The 13,678-nt window shown below is 61.7% G+C and carries 19 protein-coding genes, 1 tRNA gene and 1 pseudogene; 14 read left to right on the top strand and 7 right to left on the bottom strand.

The genetic code is table 11. The features are described 5' to 3' along the window. Positions 1–10: 10 nt before the first annotated feature. From KK137_RS11025 to KK137_RS11010, 4 genes are all read right to left on the bottom strand, one after another. Positions 11–319, bottom strand: a complete 309-nt coding sequence (locus tag KK137_RS11025) for a polyhydroxyalkanoic acid system family protein (RefSeq protein WP_214536479.1) — start codon at positions 317–319, stop codon at positions 11–13. Then, the gene (locus tag KK137_RS11020) at positions 319–1,089 is read right to left on the bottom strand and encodes a hypothetical protein (RefSeq protein WP_214536478.1); all 771 of its coding nucleotides are present in this window, start codon (positions 1,087–1,089) and stop codon (positions 319–321) included. Before KK137_RS11020 ends, KK137_RS11025 begins: the two co-directional genes overlap by 1 nt. Further along, a complete protein-coding gene (locus KK137_RS11015; RefSeq protein ID WP_214536477.1) occupies positions 1,089–2,294 on the bottom strand; it encodes a toxic anion resistance protein in 1,206 nt (401 codons plus the stop codon). Before KK137_RS11015 ends, KK137_RS11020 begins: the two co-directional genes overlap by 1 nt. Positions 2,295–2,580: 286 nt before the next feature. After that, positions 2,581–4,308 (bottom strand): fatty acyl-AMP ligase, encoded by a 1,728-nt coding sequence (locus KK137_RS11010; protein ID WP_214536476.1) that lies wholly within the window; start codon positions 4,306–4,308, stop codon positions 2,581–2,583. A 212-nt stretch (positions 4,309–4,520) separates the two neighbouring features. On the opposite strand from KK137_RS11010, the gene KK137_RS11005 reads away from it, so the two are divergent. From KK137_RS11005 to KK137_RS10995, 3 genes are read left to right on the top strand one after another with little or no spacing between them, the layout of a single operon-like run. After that, on the top strand, positions 4,521–5,012 hold the full coding sequence (locus tag KK137_RS11005) for a regulatory protein RecX (protein ID WP_250893826.1): 492 nt from the start codon (positions 4,521–4,523) through the stop codon (positions 5,010–5,012). Positions 5,013–5,016: 4 nt separating this feature from the next. After that, positions 5,017–5,499, top strand: coding sequence for a DUF192 domain-containing protein (locus tag KK137_RS11000; protein ID WP_214536474.1), 483 nt, complete (start codon positions 5,017–5,019; stop codon positions 5,497–5,499). A gap of 48 nt (positions 5,500–5,547) precedes the next feature. After that, positions 5,548–5,946 carry an NADH:ubiquinone oxidoreductase subunit NDUFA12 gene (locus KK137_RS10995; protein WP_214536473.1) on the top strand — a complete coding sequence of 133 codons (399 nt, stop codon included), beginning with the start codon at positions 5,548–5,550 and terminating at the stop codon, positions 5,944–5,946. Here KK137_RS10995 and KK137_RS10990 read toward each other — a convergent pair. Further along, entirely contained in the window at positions 5,919–6,098 is a 180-nt protein-coding gene (locus tag KK137_RS10990; protein WP_214537590.1) for a hypothetical protein, read from the bottom strand. The genes KK137_RS10995 and KK137_RS10990 overlap by 28 nt on opposite strands. On the opposite strand from KK137_RS10990, the pseudogene KK137_RS16625 reads away from it, so the two are divergent. Next, positions 6,090–6,338, top strand: a pseudogene (locus KK137_RS16625) (DUF2155 domain-containing protein); the annotation flags it as partial. The gene KK137_RS10990 and the pseudogene KK137_RS16625 overlap by 9 nt on opposite strands. Positions 6,339–6,373: 35 nt before the next feature. Here the strand turns inward: KK137_RS16625 and aat are convergent. Further along, positions 6,374–7,174, bottom strand: coding sequence for a leucyl/phenylalanyl-tRNA--protein transferase (gene aat / locus KK137_RS10980; protein WP_214536472.1), 801 nt, complete (start codon positions 7,172–7,174; stop codon positions 6,374–6,376). Between the two features lie 77 nt (positions 7,175–7,251). Here aat and KK137_RS10975 point away from each other — a divergent pair. The 10 genes from KK137_RS10975 (at position 7,252) to rplA (ending at position 12,195) form a co-directional block, all read left to right on the top strand. Continuing rightward, positions 7,252–7,327: transfer RNA gene (locus KK137_RS10975), tRNA-Trp, on the top strand. A 283-nt stretch (positions 7,328–7,610) separates the two neighbouring features. Beyond that, positions 7,611–7,850, top strand: a complete 240-nt coding sequence (locus tag KK137_RS10970; protein WP_214536471.1) for an AbrB/MazE/SpoVT family DNA-binding domain-containing protein — start codon at positions 7,611–7,613, stop codon at positions 7,848–7,850. Beyond that, complete coding sequence (locus KK137_RS16890) at positions 7,844–8,194, top strand: type II toxin-antitoxin system PemK/MazF family toxin (protein ID WP_214536470.1); 351 nt, start codon at positions 7,844–7,846, stop codon at positions 8,192–8,194. Before KK137_RS10970 ends, KK137_RS16890 begins: the two co-directional genes overlap by 7 nt. A gap of 77 nt (positions 8,195–8,271) precedes the next feature. Next, positions 8,272–8,400 carry a hypothetical protein gene (locus KK137_RS16765; RefSeq protein WP_275950702.1) on the top strand — a complete coding sequence of 43 codons (129 nt, stop codon included), beginning with the start codon at positions 8,272–8,274 and terminating at the stop codon, positions 8,398–8,400. A 593-nt stretch (positions 8,401–8,993) separates the two neighbouring features. After that, positions 8,994–9,554, top strand: coding sequence for a DUF3291 domain-containing protein (locus tag KK137_RS10960; RefSeq protein WP_250893825.1), 561 nt, complete (start codon positions 8,994–8,996; stop codon positions 9,552–9,554). A 188-nt stretch (positions 9,555–9,742) separates the two neighbouring features. Beyond that, the gene (locus KK137_RS10955; protein ID WP_214536469.1) at positions 9,743–9,892 is read left to right on the top strand and encodes a hypothetical protein; all 150 of its coding nucleotides are present in this window, start codon (positions 9,743–9,745) and stop codon (positions 9,890–9,892) included. Positions 9,893–10,134: 242 nt separating this feature from the next. Beyond that, entirely contained in the window at positions 10,135–10,329 is a 195-nt protein-coding gene (gene secE / locus KK137_RS10950; protein ID WP_214536468.1) for a preprotein translocase subunit SecE, read from the top strand. 34 nt (positions 10,330–10,363) lie between these two features. Then, complete coding sequence (nusG, locus tag KK137_RS10945) at positions 10,364–10,900, top strand: transcription termination/antitermination protein NusG (protein WP_214536467.1); 537 nt, start codon at positions 10,364–10,366, stop codon at positions 10,898–10,900. A gap of 160 nt (positions 10,901–11,060) precedes the next feature. Then, positions 11,061–11,492: a 50S ribosomal protein L11 gene (gene rplK / locus KK137_RS10940; protein ID WP_214536466.1), complete on the top strand. Its 432-nt coding sequence runs from the start codon at positions 11,061–11,063 to the stop codon at positions 11,490–11,492. Between the two features lie 4 nt (positions 11,493–11,496). Next, a complete protein-coding gene (gene rplA, locus KK137_RS10935) occupies positions 11,497–12,195 on the top strand; it encodes a 50S ribosomal protein L1 (RefSeq protein ID WP_214536465.1) in 699 nt (232 codons plus the stop codon). Positions 12,196–12,324: 129 nt separating this feature from the next. On the opposite strand, the gene KK137_RS10930 is transcribed toward rplA, so the two are convergent. Then, entirely contained in the window at positions 12,325–13,665 is a 1,341-nt protein-coding gene (locus KK137_RS10930) for a sulfotransferase domain-containing protein (protein WP_214536464.1), read from the bottom strand. Positions 13,666–13,678: the final 13 nt, after the last annotated feature.

Below are 13,678 nucleotides of genomic sequence, written 5' to 3'. Positions count from 1 at the left end.
CACCGAAGGATCAGGCCGACGGAGGAGCCAGCAACTTGTGGCTCTGCTGCCGGATCGCCCCCTCGACGATCGGCTGGATGAAGCCGAGCGCGGGGGGAAGGTCGACGTGAAACAAAACCTGTTGATCCTCGATATCGATGTGGGCGCGCAGTTCCTGGCCCATAGCCGCGATCGCCATGGTCATGCGGTCTTCGCTGGGCCATTGCGTCACGACCTCGGCCATGCCCCCTGGGATGCTGTCGGCGATGCGGTGGCTATTAGCCTGCAGACGGCGGCGAACTTCTTCCCGGCCCAGGGAATGGGGAATGGCGACTTCCATCAGATATCCTGCTTGTTCGGTTCGGGAAGGGCTGCCGGCTCGCCATCCGCACCATAGCGGTAGTCGAGATAGCGGGTGCGGATGGCAAGATCGTCGAGCGCGCCGTCGGCCAATTGCCGGGTGACGCGATCGATCTCGTTGCTGATCTTGCCCAGACTTTCCACGAGCTGTTTGTCGGGCGTCGAGCCCGCGCGCTCTTCCCGGCGAAGGCTCGCCGGAATCTTGCGATAGGCGTCGACCATGCCGGGCAAGGTCTCACCCACGAGCTTGCGCGTTTCGACGGCGGCTGGATGAACCGGATCGACATTTTCGAGTTGCAGGCCGAGCGCGTCCAACTGGACGCCGATCTGGTCGACAAGCGTGACCGCCGGCGGGGGCAGGGCGGGGCGCTGGTGCTCGAGCCAAAGCTCGGTGCGCGCCACCATGTGCCGCACGTCGCCGGTGTTGAGATCGCTACGGTTCGGTACCCTGACCTTGGGGAAGTTCGAGAACAGGAACGTCGCCGCCACCACCGCGAGGAAGGCGACCATGATCCCGGTGAACCCGATCCCGTCGATAGCGATCCCGAGCGCCATAGCGGCAAAGACGATCGCCAACAGCGAGGCACCGATCAGCTTGATCCGGGTCATCAGGTTGCGCTGGCGCAGCTCGGCCGAACCCCGCCCAATGGACTGTGTACGCCGATGGCGGCCGCCGGCCTGGTTGTCGGCCAGCAGGGCGCGCCCTTCATGCAGGAGGCGGTCGCTGTCTGGGGTCAAGTCGTTCGACATCACTCGGCGGTTAGCAGCGAAGGCTCGTTGGCGACCTTGGACGCCTGCGCCTGGCCTTCGGCGCGGGCGATGTAGCCCTTCGACTTCTCAACCTCGGTCGAAAGGGTGTCGACGGTCTGCTTCATCGAGGCGAGCGCCTTGACCTTGAAGTTATCGACCTCGTCCATGGTGTCGTAGATGTTCTGGAAGGCGCGTTGCAGTGTCTCCAGCGGGATCGTGCTGGCGGCGGCTTGCTCGTGGATTTTGGCAGTGTTCTCGCGCAGGAGCTTGCCCGTGGAATCGATGATCCCGGCGGTGGTTTCGTTGAGCGAGGTAATCTGCTGCAGCACCAGGCGCTGGTTGGTCATGGCCTGCGCCACAGTCACCGCCGTGCGCAGAGCGCCCACGGTGGTGGTGCTGGCGCGGTCGACGCCCTTTACCAGCTCGACGTTGTTCTTCTTGACCAGATCGAGCGCGAGGTAGCCCTGCACGCTGACCGCCATCTGCGTCAGGAGGTCCTGCGTCCGCTGGCGGACATAGAACAGCGCCGTCTCGCGGATCGCCTTGGCCTTGGCCGGGTCCACCGAATCGAGATTGTCGGCCTCTTCCTCTAGCCTCTGGTCGAGGGTCTTGGCGATGTGGGCCATCTGCTCCAGCTTGCCCATCGCTTCCCACAGCTTCTGCCGCTCGACGTCGATCGCGGCGTTGTCCATCAACAGCTCGTCCTTGCCGCTGGCAAGGCGGGCGAGGATCGCCTGGATGTGCCCCTGCGCCGAGGTGTAGCTGTCGAAATAGCGCTTCAGGGAATTGCCGAACGGGATGATCCCGAACAGCTTCCGGCTTGTCATCTTACCCTTGCGGCCGGGATCGAGGTCTTCGACCGTGCGGCGCAGCTCGGCAAGGTCTTTGCCGACGCCGCTTTCCTGATCCATCGCGCGCACCGGGCGGTCGAGGAAGCGGTTGGACATGCCCGCCGCGGTGGTGATTTCCTTGCGGCCCATGCCGGTGATCTGATCGACCTTCTTGCCGAATTCGGGCGACTGGGCATCGAGTGCGATCAGCTCGGAGACGAAGCCCTCGACCTTTTCTTCGAGCTTGGACTTCTTCTCGGCATCGACGGGCACGAGCCCCGCGGCCCGATCAGGCGCAACCATCGGCACCGGATCGGGCGCAGTCAGCTCGAGATCCGTTGCCGTCTTGGTCGTGGTTTCGTTGGTCGTCGCCATTCACCTGTCCCCTTCCGGTATTTGCTTACTGTATTAGGTAGGCAAAACACGCTGTTCAAGAGCGCGTGTTTTTCCGGCGGCAAAAGGGTGCCGCAAGCGGTGCGATTGCGGAAGGGGAAATCACGGCACGATGCCGAAATCCTCCCTGTCCTTGAAGCGGATGGGGAGGGGGACCGCGCGAAGTGTGGTGGAGGGGCGGGCGTTGTGCCGCTAGCCCCTCCGTCAGCCCTGCGGGCTGCCACCTCCCCATGACTGCTCCGCAGCCACAGGGAGGATTAAGCTTGACTCAAGCCGCGAGGTCGAAGGGTTCGATCTCACCCGACAGGTACAGCCGCTTGGCCTTCGCCCGGCTGAGCTTGCCCGAACTGGTGCGCGGCAGAGTGCGCGGCGGAACGAGTTCCACTACGCAGTTCATGCCGGTGATCGAGCGGACCTTGTCGCGGATGGTGTCGCGCAGCTTGATGCGCTCGTCAGGATCCGAAACCCGGCAGTGAACCAGGACCGCGGGCGCTTCCTCACCGTTCTCAGTCTCGACGGAGAAGGCGGCGATGTCGCCGTGGTTGAAGCCGGGCAATTGCTCCACCGCCCACTCGATGTCCTGCGGCCAGTGGTTTTTGCCGTTGATGATGATCATGTCCTTCGCCCGACCGACGATGAACAGGTAGCCCTCGGCCATGTAACCCATGTCGCCGGTGTCGAGCCAACCGTTGACCAGGCAGTCGGCGGTCGCCTCCGGATTCCGAAAATAGGAGTGCATGACGCTGGGGCCACGGCACCAGACCTTGCCGATCTGGTGGTCCTTCTTGATCTCGCCCTTCTCGCCGCGGATCTCGACGTCCATGTCGGGCAGGGCTTTGCCGCAATTGACGATCGCGCGGTAACGCGCCGGGCGCGAGAGGTCGCGCGGGGTGCCGGATAGGCGCTCTTCCTCGACCAGCTCGACGCGAATGCCTTCGCCCGGCGGCATCACGGTGACGGCCAGAGTGGCTTCGGCGAGGCCATAGCTCGGGGTGAAGGCGCTGGCCTTGAACCCGGCATCGGCGAAAGCGTTGACGAAGCTCTGCATCACGTCGGGCCGGATCATGTCCGCACCGTTGCCGGCAAGGCGCCAGCGCGACAGGTCGAAGCGTTCGGCGACGTTCGACTGGCTCGAGATGCGGCGCGCACAGATGTCATAGCCGAAGGTCGGCGAATAGGACATCGAGTTGCCCTTGTTGCGGCTGATCAGGTCGAGCCACGCCAGCGGGCGGCGGGCGAAATGTTCGGTCTTGAGGTAGTCGACCGAAATCTGGTTGGCGATCATCGACAGCAGGCAACCGACCAAACCCATGTCGTGGTACCACGGCAGCCAGCTGACACCACGGTCGCCGGTACCTAGGTTCATCGTCGCCGCATGGCCGTACAGATTGTGCAGCAAGGCGCTATGCGTGACAGCGACGCCGGTCGGAAAGCGCGTCGAGCCGGACGAATACTGCAAGTAACAGATATCGTCAGACCGGGCTTCGGGCAGTTCGACCTCGGGGGCGTGACGCTGCCCAAAGCTCTCCCAGTCGATCCCCTCGCAGCCCTGACGCGCGGCTGCAATGGACACCATCTCGGCGATCTCCGCCGGATAGAGCAACAGCTTCGGCTCCGCGCTTTCGAGCTGCACGCCCAACTGTTCGATGTAGTTGTCCTTGCCCCCGAACGTCGTCGGAAGCGGCAGCGGAACGGGCCAGGCGCCGGCATAGACGGCACCGCAGAACAAAGCGGCGAATTCAGGACCGGTTTCCGCGATCAGCGCCACGCGATCGCCCTTGCCGATGCCGGCATCGATCAGTCGCTTGGCCATATCGAGGGCGTCGACGCGCAGTTCGCTGTAGGGGTAAACCCGTTCGAGCGTGCCGCGCGCGTCGTAGAAGTTGAAACCCTTCTCGCTCTTCGCGGCGTAGTCGATCGCTTCGTTGAAAGTCGCGAAATCCGCGCGGATACGCGGCAGCGCGCAATCATTGGGTGTGGGAGTGAGTTCGGTCATTGCCTGGATATTTGCCCGTCTTCTCTACGCTCTGTTGGCGCTTCCCCATTGCCTCATGGCAGCGGGATCCTAGCCGCCACGCGACAAACTTTCTCATTTGTCAACGACTGTGGCACGAATAAGGCGAAGGAACCCTTATGGATAGCGACCGAAGAGCGCCACATCGAGAGCGAAAAGCGCCAAAGCCGCTCAACAAGACGCGTCTCGAGGAGATGGCGCTCGCCTATGTCGCAAGATTCGCGACCAGCGCAGCCAAGCTCGAGCGCTATCTTCAACGCAAGCTGCGCGAGCGGGGATGGGAGGGCGAGGCTCAACCAGACTTGCGGGCGCTGGTGGAGCGATATCAAGGGCTCGGTTACGTCGATGACGTCGTCTATGCCCGTTCCAAGAGCGGCAGTTTGCTGCGCCGGGGCTATGGCGCCCGCCGGGTGAGCCAGGCGCTGGGCGAGGCGGGGATCGCGGAAGAGATTCGCGACGAGACTCGCGCAAGTCCAGCGGAAGAGCGGCGCGCGGCGCTGACTCTGGCGCGTCGGCGAGGGTTCGGGCCGTTCGGAAAGTCGCTTCCCGACAGGGAAAAGCGCGAAAAACAAGTGGCCGCCATGTTGAGAGCCGGGCACCCGCTCGACAGCGCGCGCAAAATGGTCGATGCCCCCGACCCGACGGTGGCCGAGGAATGGGCGGCCGAACTGGACGACGAAAGCTGATTCGATGCGCGCGCTGCTCCTTGCCTTCCTGATTCTCGTTTCGGCTTGTTCTCCGCAAGCGGCCGGGGGTGCCACTTCCAGCGCTACGGCCACAACGGCTGTTCATCCAGCCTCCGGCCTGGAAGTCATTCCGCTGAAGATCACCACGCCGACCGGGAAGGCCCATTCCTTCCGTGCGGAAGTCGCCCGGACACCGCAGGAACAGGCGAAGGGCTTGATGTTCCGGACCGAGATGGGGCCGAACGAAGGCATGTTGTTCCCCTATGCCAAGCCGCAGCTGCTGAGCTTCTGGATGAAGAACACCGTCCTCTCGCTCGACCTGATTTTCATCGGGGAAGACCGGCGGATCATCAATATCGCCGCCAACGCGACCCCCTATTCCGAAACGCCGATCCCGTCCGACGGACCCGGCATCGCCGTACTCGAACTCAACGGCGGACGCGCAGCCCAGCTGGGGCTCGTCCCCGGCAGCAAGGTCGAATGGTGAGGCGGGACGAGCTTGCACGAAAAAGGCACAAGCCCTAACGCGCGGCCCATGGGATTCTTCTCCAAGATATTCACCTGGTGGAACGGCGCCACCATCGGTACCTCGCTGTTCAGCGCGATGAACGGCCAGAAGGTCGGCACCGACGCGCAAGGCAACACCTATTTCCGGTCGAACAAGAAGACCGTCGATGGGCGGGAGCGCCGCTGGGTTATCTATAACGGAGCCAACGATGCCAGCCGGGTTCCGGCTGAATGGCACGGCTGGCTGCATGGTTCGCTCGACGATCTCCCCGAAAGCCGGCTGCCTCCGCCGAAGATCTGGGAAGTAGACTACACCCCTAACGCCACCGGGACGGTCGCGGCCTATCGCCCGCAAGGCGCGCTCGAGCGCGGCGGCCGTCGCGCCGCGGCCACGGGCGATTACGAATCGTGGACGCCCGACGCGTGAGGTTGGTGGCCGCTACGGCTGGCCTGCTCCTGCTTGCCGGATGCACCGGCAAGGCGCCTGAGCCTGAGGCCGAGGCTACCGAAGTCCCCAAGGAACTGGCCCAGGCCGACGCCGCGCGTGCGGCCGCCGGTATCGGCACTCCGATGGATCAACGGGTCGCCGTCATCGGGCTGCTGAACAAGCGCAACAACATTTCGCAGGATCTTGAGATGAAGCCCGGCGAAGCTCGCCGAGTGGGTGACGTGGTCGTCCGCCTGTCGGCCTGCGAGCGCACGGCACCATGGGAAGAGCCGCCCGAAACCGGGGCCTTCGTCCAGGTCATCGTCCTTGAACGAGCCGACGCCGACTCAGAGCCAGCCTGGCGCCGAATCTTTTCCGGGTGGCTGTTCAAGAATTCGCCCAGCCTCAACGTGGTCGAGCACCCGATCTACGACGTGTGGGTCAAGGACTGCAGAATGAGCTTCCCGGGCGAAGAAAGCCCGCTTTCCGAGAGCACCGGCCCAGCGGCTGCGCGAACGGCCCCCGCGACCGGAGCCGAAGCCTCGCCCGAGCCTACGACTCCCGAACCTTCGCCCGCACCTGTCGAGACGCCCGCGGCGAACGACGCGTAGACTTCGGGCAGCGGGGGGGCCGGCCCTGCCATCACCGCTTTCGTCAGCATTTCGAGATAGCGTTCCCGGGTGACGGGCACCGCGCCGAGCGAGGCGAGGTGATCGGTCATGAATTGGCAGTCGAGCAGCCCGTAACCGCCGCGACGCAACAGCGCGACCAGCCATGCCAGGGCGACCTTGGATGCATCGGTCGCCCGGCTGAACATGCTCTCGCCGCAGAAGGCGTGGTCGAAGCCTACGCCATAGAGGCCACCGACAAGGCGCTCCCCGTCCCAGCATTCGATTGAATGAGCGTAGCCGGCGAGGTGGAGCGCCCGGTAGCTGGCGGCGATGCGATCGCTGATCCAGCTCTCCGGATGGCCCTCTCTCGGGGCGGCGCAGGCATCGATCACGCCATCGAAGTCGTAATTGCAAGTGACGCGGAAGCGATCCTGCCGAATGACTTTGGCCAGCGATCGCGAGCAACGAAATCCTTCGAGAGGAATCACCGCCCTGTCGCGCGGCTCGACCCAGTAAATGTCTTCGTCGTCCCGGCTGTCGGCCATGGGAAAGATGCCGCTGCGGTAGGCCATCAGCAGCAGGTCTTCGGGAATGATCTTGGTCGCGGGGGCGTGCATGGCGTTTCCGGGAAGATGGGACTGACCTGGCCGCTTGCCAAGCCAGTGCGGCGGCTATAGAGGCGCAACCCGCCCGCAGGAGTGTAGCTCAGTTGGTAGAGCATCGGTCTCCAAAACCGAGGGCCGTGGGTTCGAGTCCCTCCACTCCTGCCAATCACCTGTCTCAGTTGATCTCATCCCCTCTCACGGGGACCCCCAAACCCGCATAAACGCTAGGGTTTGTGTCTCATACTGTCTCACGGCTTCTCAGTGCAGCTTGGCACGATTGTTGGGTAAGTGTTGGGTAACCTAACAATTGCGTCGCAGACTGTGGCCCCTCCGCCGACGGATTTTTCTCCTGGACGTGTGGAACGATTTTGTGTATATACGTTGTGTCTACAGCAGTAGGGGATACTCGCCGCACATTGCGGTAGGGGGCGTAGACTGGAGTAACAGAATGCAATTTTATGTCGCCAAGTGGGGTAATAGCTTGGCGCTGAGGCTTCCAAATCATTTGGTTAGAGCAGCGAACCTGACGGAGGGCACGCCGGTTGAATTCTCGACAAGAGACGGCACCGTCGTGATCACGCCAGTTCGAAAGAAGTATAAGCTGGACGAGCTGCTCGCCCAGATGACTGAGGACCAGCGTCATCCTGAAACCGACTGGGGAGATCCTAAGGGAGACGAAGTTTGGTAAAAGCCGTTTACCAACCTGACAGAGGGCACTTTGTCGAGTTGGATTTCACACCGAATGCCGGAACTGAACAGGGCGGGCATAGACCCGCCCTGGTTCTATCGCCCAAGAGGTTCAACATCGCGACTGGTCTTATGATCGCTGTCCCGGTGACAAACCAAGTCAAGGGGAGCCCTTTTGAGGTAAAAATACCTCGCGGATGCGGTGTGACCGGCGTCGTGCTCTCCGATCATGTGAAGAGCGTGGATTGGATTGCGCGGAACACTAGATTTAAATCAGAAGCATCTGATGAACTGATGTGCGAAGTTCTGGGTCGTATTGAGGCGATCCTGGAAATAGATTGCTGATTGGAAGGCAGAAGCACGACACCTCTCTCTGCTGGCTGATTGCACAGGCAGCCAGCCAAGAAAGGAGGTGATGTTAAGTGAACAAGTCTTCCAAAATTGGCCGGGATGCCCGAACTGGGCGCTATATTCCGGTCGCCGTCGCCGAACGCTGCAAAAGCACTGCGGTTGTTGAAACGCGACAAGCGCCGAAGAAGAAGGGCCGCTAAACTCTAGCTTCTTCGACCAACGAGAGCCGTGGGGGCCTTAGAATCCCCGCGGCTCTTTTCGTCAATAGGGCACATCACGATTTTGCTGCCTTGGGAGGGCATCGGATTACCGTGCTCTCTAGGTGAAAAATCTCAACGACTACAAATCGGATGGCGTGCCACGATATCAAGAAGCGGTGGGTCCCCCCTTAGGACTCGAAGGATCTGCTCGATGAGGCGGTTCCCATAACTCACCAATACATTGAATTATTTAGCACATTTATATGTTGGGTAAGTTATTGGGTAAGTCGAGGAAATTAGGCGAAAATCCTCCTAATATCCTGATAAACCTCAACATTATGTGGAGCTGTTTGTCCCTCCACTCCTGCCAATTCCCTTGGCGTAAATTGACACCAAACCCGCCCGACGTTCCGGGTGGGGTGGTTCGTGGCGCCTGCCTCCCACACTCGTACAGCGTCGCTTGGGACGGTTTGCCGTGTACGTAATATCCCACATCGCCAGAACCGTAGCGTCGCGCTAGTCAAGCGCATGGATGTGGCAGCCGGTCTTCTTTGCGTCGAGTCTTTGCTTGAATAGGCCCGAATGAGTATCTTTTGGCGAAGAATAAGATGAAAAAACAAGGGAATGTGACGATGGTCGATGGGCCGGAAGTTCGAGGCTGGGAACTGGCGCAGATCAATGTTGGGCGCTTGATTGCTCCCAGCGATGATCCTCGGGTTCGTCCCTTTTTCGATGCGCTGGACCGAGTGAATGCGCTCGCCGATGCGGCTCCCGGGTTCATTTGGCGGCTTCAAAGCGAATCAGGCAACGCCACCGATATACAGTCGACGGCTGATCCGCTTTTCCTCATCAACATATCAGTATGGCGCGATGCGGATGCTCTCTTCCAGTTCGTCTATCAGAGCGCGCACACGCCGGAGATGGCTCGGCGTCGTGAGTATTTTGATCGGTTTGACGGTGCCTATCAGGCGCTTTGGTGGGTTCCAGCAGGTCATCGACCGAGTATCGACGAAGGACTGTCGCGCCTGTGGCGGCTGGATCGGCACGGACCGTCAGTTCATTCTTTCACATTCAAAGCTCGTTTTGCAGAACCCGGATCGCTGACGCTACCAGTCGATATGAAGCCCGATCCATGGTGCGTGGGGCGCGCATAGCCCGGTTCGCTCCTACGATCTGGGGTGTCCGCTTGGGCAGCTCTAAGTCAGTTCGACGTTCCTCGTCGCAACCTGTGACCCAAGATCCACATCGAGCGATAATCCAGGCGCAGGGGCCTGTATGTTCGGAACCACTGCGACGAGCGGTTCATTTATAGCGGCGGACGGGAGTTCATGAGGAGCACCCTATGGCAAGCCTGAGTTACCGCAGCAGCAAGCCCGACGGTTGGATCATGCCGCGGCCCTATCATGACGCCAGCCTGCGCTACATGAAGCACGGACCAATTCAGCCGATGGAAGAGCCCGGCTTCTTCGCGCGCCTGTTCGGCCGGGGCTGACGTGAGTCCATTGCCCAAGTCCAGAAGGTGCTGAGCCGAGCCGACCGGCACCTTCGGACTTCCAACCCAACCAATCGCCTCCCGCGGCGGTCTTGCGTTTACGCGGGCGCCTCGCTACATCGCCAGCCGACTTCCGACATCGGAGCCAGCATGCCCCTCCCGGATCCCTCGAATCGACGAGACCGGGGCGGCGATGGACCTATGGCGGATGCAGAGTGTCATTTTTGCGAGGTCGATTGACGATGGCCAAGACCAGTCCGAACGAATTCTTCCGCCAGGTCCGTTCGGAAGCGGGCAAGGTAGTGTGGCCGACGCGCCAGGAAACGGTGCGTACCGCGATCTTCGTTGCGATCATGATGCTGCTGCTGTCGGTATTCTTCCTTGGCGTCGACCAGTTGTTCGGGTTCGCCGTGCGCGAACTGCTCGCACTGGTCTGATCCGCGTCAGACAGACTTTACGGAAAAGAGATCCATGGCCCGCTGGTACATCATCCACGCTTATTCCGGCTTCGAGAACAAGGTCCGCGACTCGATCATCTCGGAGGCCGAACGCCTCGGCCTCGCCGAAGCCGTGGAATCGGTCGAAGTGCCGACCGAGACCGTCACCGAAGTCAAGCGGGGCAAGAAGGTCCAAGTCGATCGCAAGTTCATGCCGGGCTACGTGCTCGCCAAGCTGACGCTGACCGACGACGTCTATCACTTGGTCAAGAACACCCCGAAGGTGACCGGATTCCTCGGCGCCGGCGGTAAGCCGCAGCCGATTTCGGAGCGCGAAGCCGCCCGCTATTTCGGCGGCGTGGCGGAAGCCAAGGCCACTCCGAAGCAGCATGTCAACGTCGACTACGAGATCGGCGATCAGGTCAAGGTGCTCGACGGTCCTTTCGCCAGCTTCAACGGCGTGGTGGAAGAGCTCGACTTCGACAAGAACAAGGTCAAGGTCAGCGTCTCCATCTTTGGCCGCGCAACCCCGGTCGAACTGGACTTCGAACAGGTCGAGCTGGTCAAGTAAGGTTTGCTTGAATTTTGTGCCCCTTTCCACTAGGGGCGCGCCTTCCCAAAGCGACAGCGTCGGGAATCCATGCGGGAGGTGGCCCAGGCTACCGCTTGAACCGCTTACCATGAGCTCTTTGCCTTCGGGCATCGGGCGACAGTGAGAAAGGAGGCCAGCAATGGCCAAGAAGATCGAAGGCTATATCAAGCTGCAGGTGCCTGCGGGCGCCGCCAATCCGTCTCCGCCGATCGGCCCTGCGCTCGGTCAGCGTGGCGTGAACATCATGGAATTCTGCAAGGCATTCAACGCCGCCACGCAGGAGCTCGAAAAGGGCATGCCGATCCCGACGGTCATTACCGTCTACGCCGATCGCAGCTTCACGTTCATCACCAAGACTCCGCCGGCCAGCTTCCTGATCAAGAAGGCGGCGAACCTGAAGTCGGGCTCGAAGGAGCCGGGCAAGGTTTCCGCGGGCAAGATCGCGCGCTCCAAGCTCGCCGAGATCGCTCAGGTGAAGATGGCTGACCTGAACGCCAACGACATCGAAGCGGCGACGAAGATCATTGAAGGCTCCGCTCGCGCGATGGGCCTCGAAGTGGTGGAGGGCTGATAGGATGGCCAAGCTGACCAAGAAGCAGAAGCTGCTCGCCGACAAGGTTGATTCCGAAAAGCTCTATGGCTTTGACGAAGCGCTCGCCGTGCTCAAGGAATTCGCCAGCAAGAAGTTCGACGAGACCGTCGAAGTGGCGATGAACCTCGGCGTCGATCCGCGCCACGCCGACCAGATGGTCCGTGGCATGGTTTCGCTGCCCTCGGGCACCGGCAAGGACATGAAGGTCGCCGTGTTCGCTCGTGGCGACAAGGCTGACGAAGCGCTCAAGGCCGGGGCCGACAAGGTCGGTGCCGAAGACCTCATGGAAGACATGCAGGCCGGCAACCTGAACTATGACCGTGTCATCGCGACCCCGGACATGATGGGCGTCGTCGGCCGTCTCGGCAAGGTGCTGGGTCCCAAGGGCCTGATGCCGAACCCGAAGCTCGGCACGGTGACCCCGAACGTCGCGCAGGCGGTCAAGGACGCTAAGGGCGGCCAGGTCGAATTCCGCGTCGAGAAGCAGGGCATCATCCACTCGGGCATCGGCAAGATCAGCTTCACCGAAGCGCAGCTGAAGGACAACTTCCGCGCGCTGACCGAGGCGGTGGTCAAGGCCAAGCCGGCTGGCGCGAAGGGCAAGTACGTCCAGAAGATCGCGCTGACCTCGTCGATGGGTCCGGGCCTCAAGATCGACGTCACGGAAGTCGAAGGCGCCTGATTTTTGGCGCCACCGCCCTTCGCGCTACCTGAGCGCGGGGGGCGACCAGATCCGAGAGATCACCAAGGGGCCGGCGGAGCGATCCGCCGGCCTTCTTTTTGGCCGACCGACGAACCCGGCCCTTTGAACCTATGGCCTTTGATACGTCTCCGCCTCGCCTTCGACGGGCTTGTGCCGCCGCATGCTTTTGCGAGCCGTGAGGGAAAGCCGCTTCTTCAGTTTCACGCTGTCCAGCCCCCAATCGCCCAAATGAACACCGCTTAGCAGGGTAAAGATGCCCAAGATGAACAGGGTAAGTGTGAGTGGGAGGGCGAGCAGCACGTCGAGGATTCGCTCGGTAGGCGTTTCGACCGGTCCGGTTCGGTCCACGCCGAACAGCGCCAGGCCGTCCTCGAGGGAGTGGCCGTCCCACTCGCGCTGCAGCCACCATTCGCCGACTTCGATGGCGAGGATCGCCGGGGCTAGCAGCGCGGCCGCAAGCCCGATGATGACCATGGTTTCGGCCAGGAGCTGAATGCCGATCCCGCGACGACGCCCCGCCGCTTGCCGGCCCGCGGGACCCGATTGGGTCGCGAGCAAGAGCGACGGCTCTGAAACCTTGGCTTTGGGCAGTGGCTGCGGGCTTGCACCCAGTTCATAGCGGGAGAGAAGCAACCTCGCAGTTGCGTTCAGCTGAGAGCTGCAGGTTTCTTCGATGAGGTGCTTTTGGGCGGGTGACAGTTCGTCCTCGAAGCTGCCGACTTTGCCGCGCCTCATGCGCAACGCACTGGGATCTGCCTTGTCGTACTGGTGGCCCGGAATGCCTTTGTCGAGCTCAAGGGCTCTGAGCCTGTCGAAGGACGAGAGTTCCACCGCATGCTCAAGCGCGGCGCCATCGACGGGCTGGTCCAGGAACCGCAGAGCGCCCGCCATAGTTGAAACCGGGTCGGAAGTGAGGTTTTCGTACGACAGGACATGATGACGCCGCCGCTTCAGCTCGCGGCCCCAGCTGTTCATAAACCGAATATAATCGGAAAGTCCCTGCTCGTTATCGGCAAGGTAGGCGTCCATATCTCCCACAAACGAATGCTTGTGCCGGGTCACGTGATGGTAGCTTGAGGTCATCACGTCACGCGGGTCCCGCACCACGAACAGGATCGGAAGTTCGGGAGGGATGCGAGCCACAAAGCGGGAGTGCGTCGACGGAATGAGCGGAATCGACGTCGCATCGGCGCGCCTGATGAAGGCCGGAATGCCACGCTTGGGATCGAGGTCGAAGTTGGGCGCGAAGCCGAACATGGTTTCGGTGTCGATATCCGGAGTTCGAGCCGTGGCCGCGAAGTAGTGGGCCAGGATGAACCGGACCCACGTCCGACCGGACTTGGGATAAGAGACCAGAACCGCCGAAGCAGCCGCTGACGCAATCCGCAAATTGCGGTTCAGGTGGATCCGTCGGGCAATGGCAGATGGGGCCCTGCCGATCGAGTTCATTAGCGTATTCTCC

This window comes from Croceibacterium selenioxidans, from assembly GCF_018599195.1.
Taxonomy (GTDB): Bacteria; Pseudomonadota; Alphaproteobacteria; order Sphingomonadales; family Sphingomonadaceae; genus Croceibacterium_A; species Croceibacterium_A selenioxidans.
This window is presented reverse-complemented; position numbering and strand designations above follow the sequence as displayed.

Bases quoted from the DNA above. Each gene is read 5' to 3' on its own strand.
- aat (WP_214536472.1), bottom strand. From the start codon at position 7,174: ATGCACGCCCCCGCGACCAAGATCATTCCCGAAGACCTGCTGCTGATG.
- KK137_RS10955 (WP_214536469.1), top strand. From the start codon at position 9,743: ATGGCAAGCCTGAGTTACCGCAGCAGCAAGCCCGACGGTTGGATCATG.
- KK137_RS11005 (WP_250893826.1), top strand. From the start codon at position 4,521: ATGGCGCTCGCCTATGTCGCAAGATTCGCGACCAGCGCAGCCAAGCTC.
- KK137_RS10970 (WP_214536471.1), top strand. From the start codon at position 7,611: ATGCAATTTTATGTCGCCAAGTGGGGTAATAGCTTGGCGCTGAGGCTT.
- KK137_RS11025 (WP_214536479.1), bottom strand. From the start codon at position 319: ATGGAAGTCGCCATTCCCCATTCCCTGGGCCGGGAAGAAGTTCGCCGC.
- rplA (WP_214536465.1), top strand. From the start codon at position 11,497: ATGGCCAAGCTGACCAAGAAGCAGAAGCTGCTCGCCGACAAGGTTGAT.
- KK137_RS11015 (WP_214536477.1), bottom strand. From the start codon at position 2,294: ATGGCGACGACCAACGAAACCACGACCAAGACGGCAACGGATCTCGAG.
- rplK (WP_214536466.1), top strand. From the start codon at position 11,061: ATGGCCAAGAAGATCGAAGGCTATATCAAGCTGCAGGTGCCTGCGGGC.
- secE (WP_214536468.1), top strand. From the start codon at position 10,135: ATGGCCAAGACCAGTCCGAACGAATTCTTCCGCCAGGTCCGTTCGGAA.
- KK137_RS11000 (WP_214536474.1), top strand. From the start codon at position 5,017: ATGCGCGCGCTGCTCCTTGCCTTCCTGATTCTCGTTTCGGCTTGTTCT.
- KK137_RS11010 (WP_214536476.1), bottom strand. From the start codon at position 4,308: ATGACCGAACTCACTCCCACACCCAATGATTGCGCGCTGCCGCGTATC.
- nusG (WP_214536467.1), top strand. From the start codon at position 10,364: ATGGCCCGCTGGTACATCATCCACGCTTATTCCGGCTTCGAGAACAAG.
- KK137_RS11020 (WP_214536478.1), bottom strand. From the start codon at position 1,089: ATGTCGAACGACTTGACCCCAGACAGCGACCGCCTCCTGCATGAAGGG.
- KK137_RS10995 (WP_214536473.1), top strand. From the start codon at position 5,548: ATGGGATTCTTCTCCAAGATATTCACCTGGTGGAACGGCGCCACCATC.
- KK137_RS10930 (WP_214536464.1), bottom strand. From the start codon at position 13,665: ATGAACTCGATCGGCAGGGCCCCATCTGCCATTGCCCGACGGATCCAC.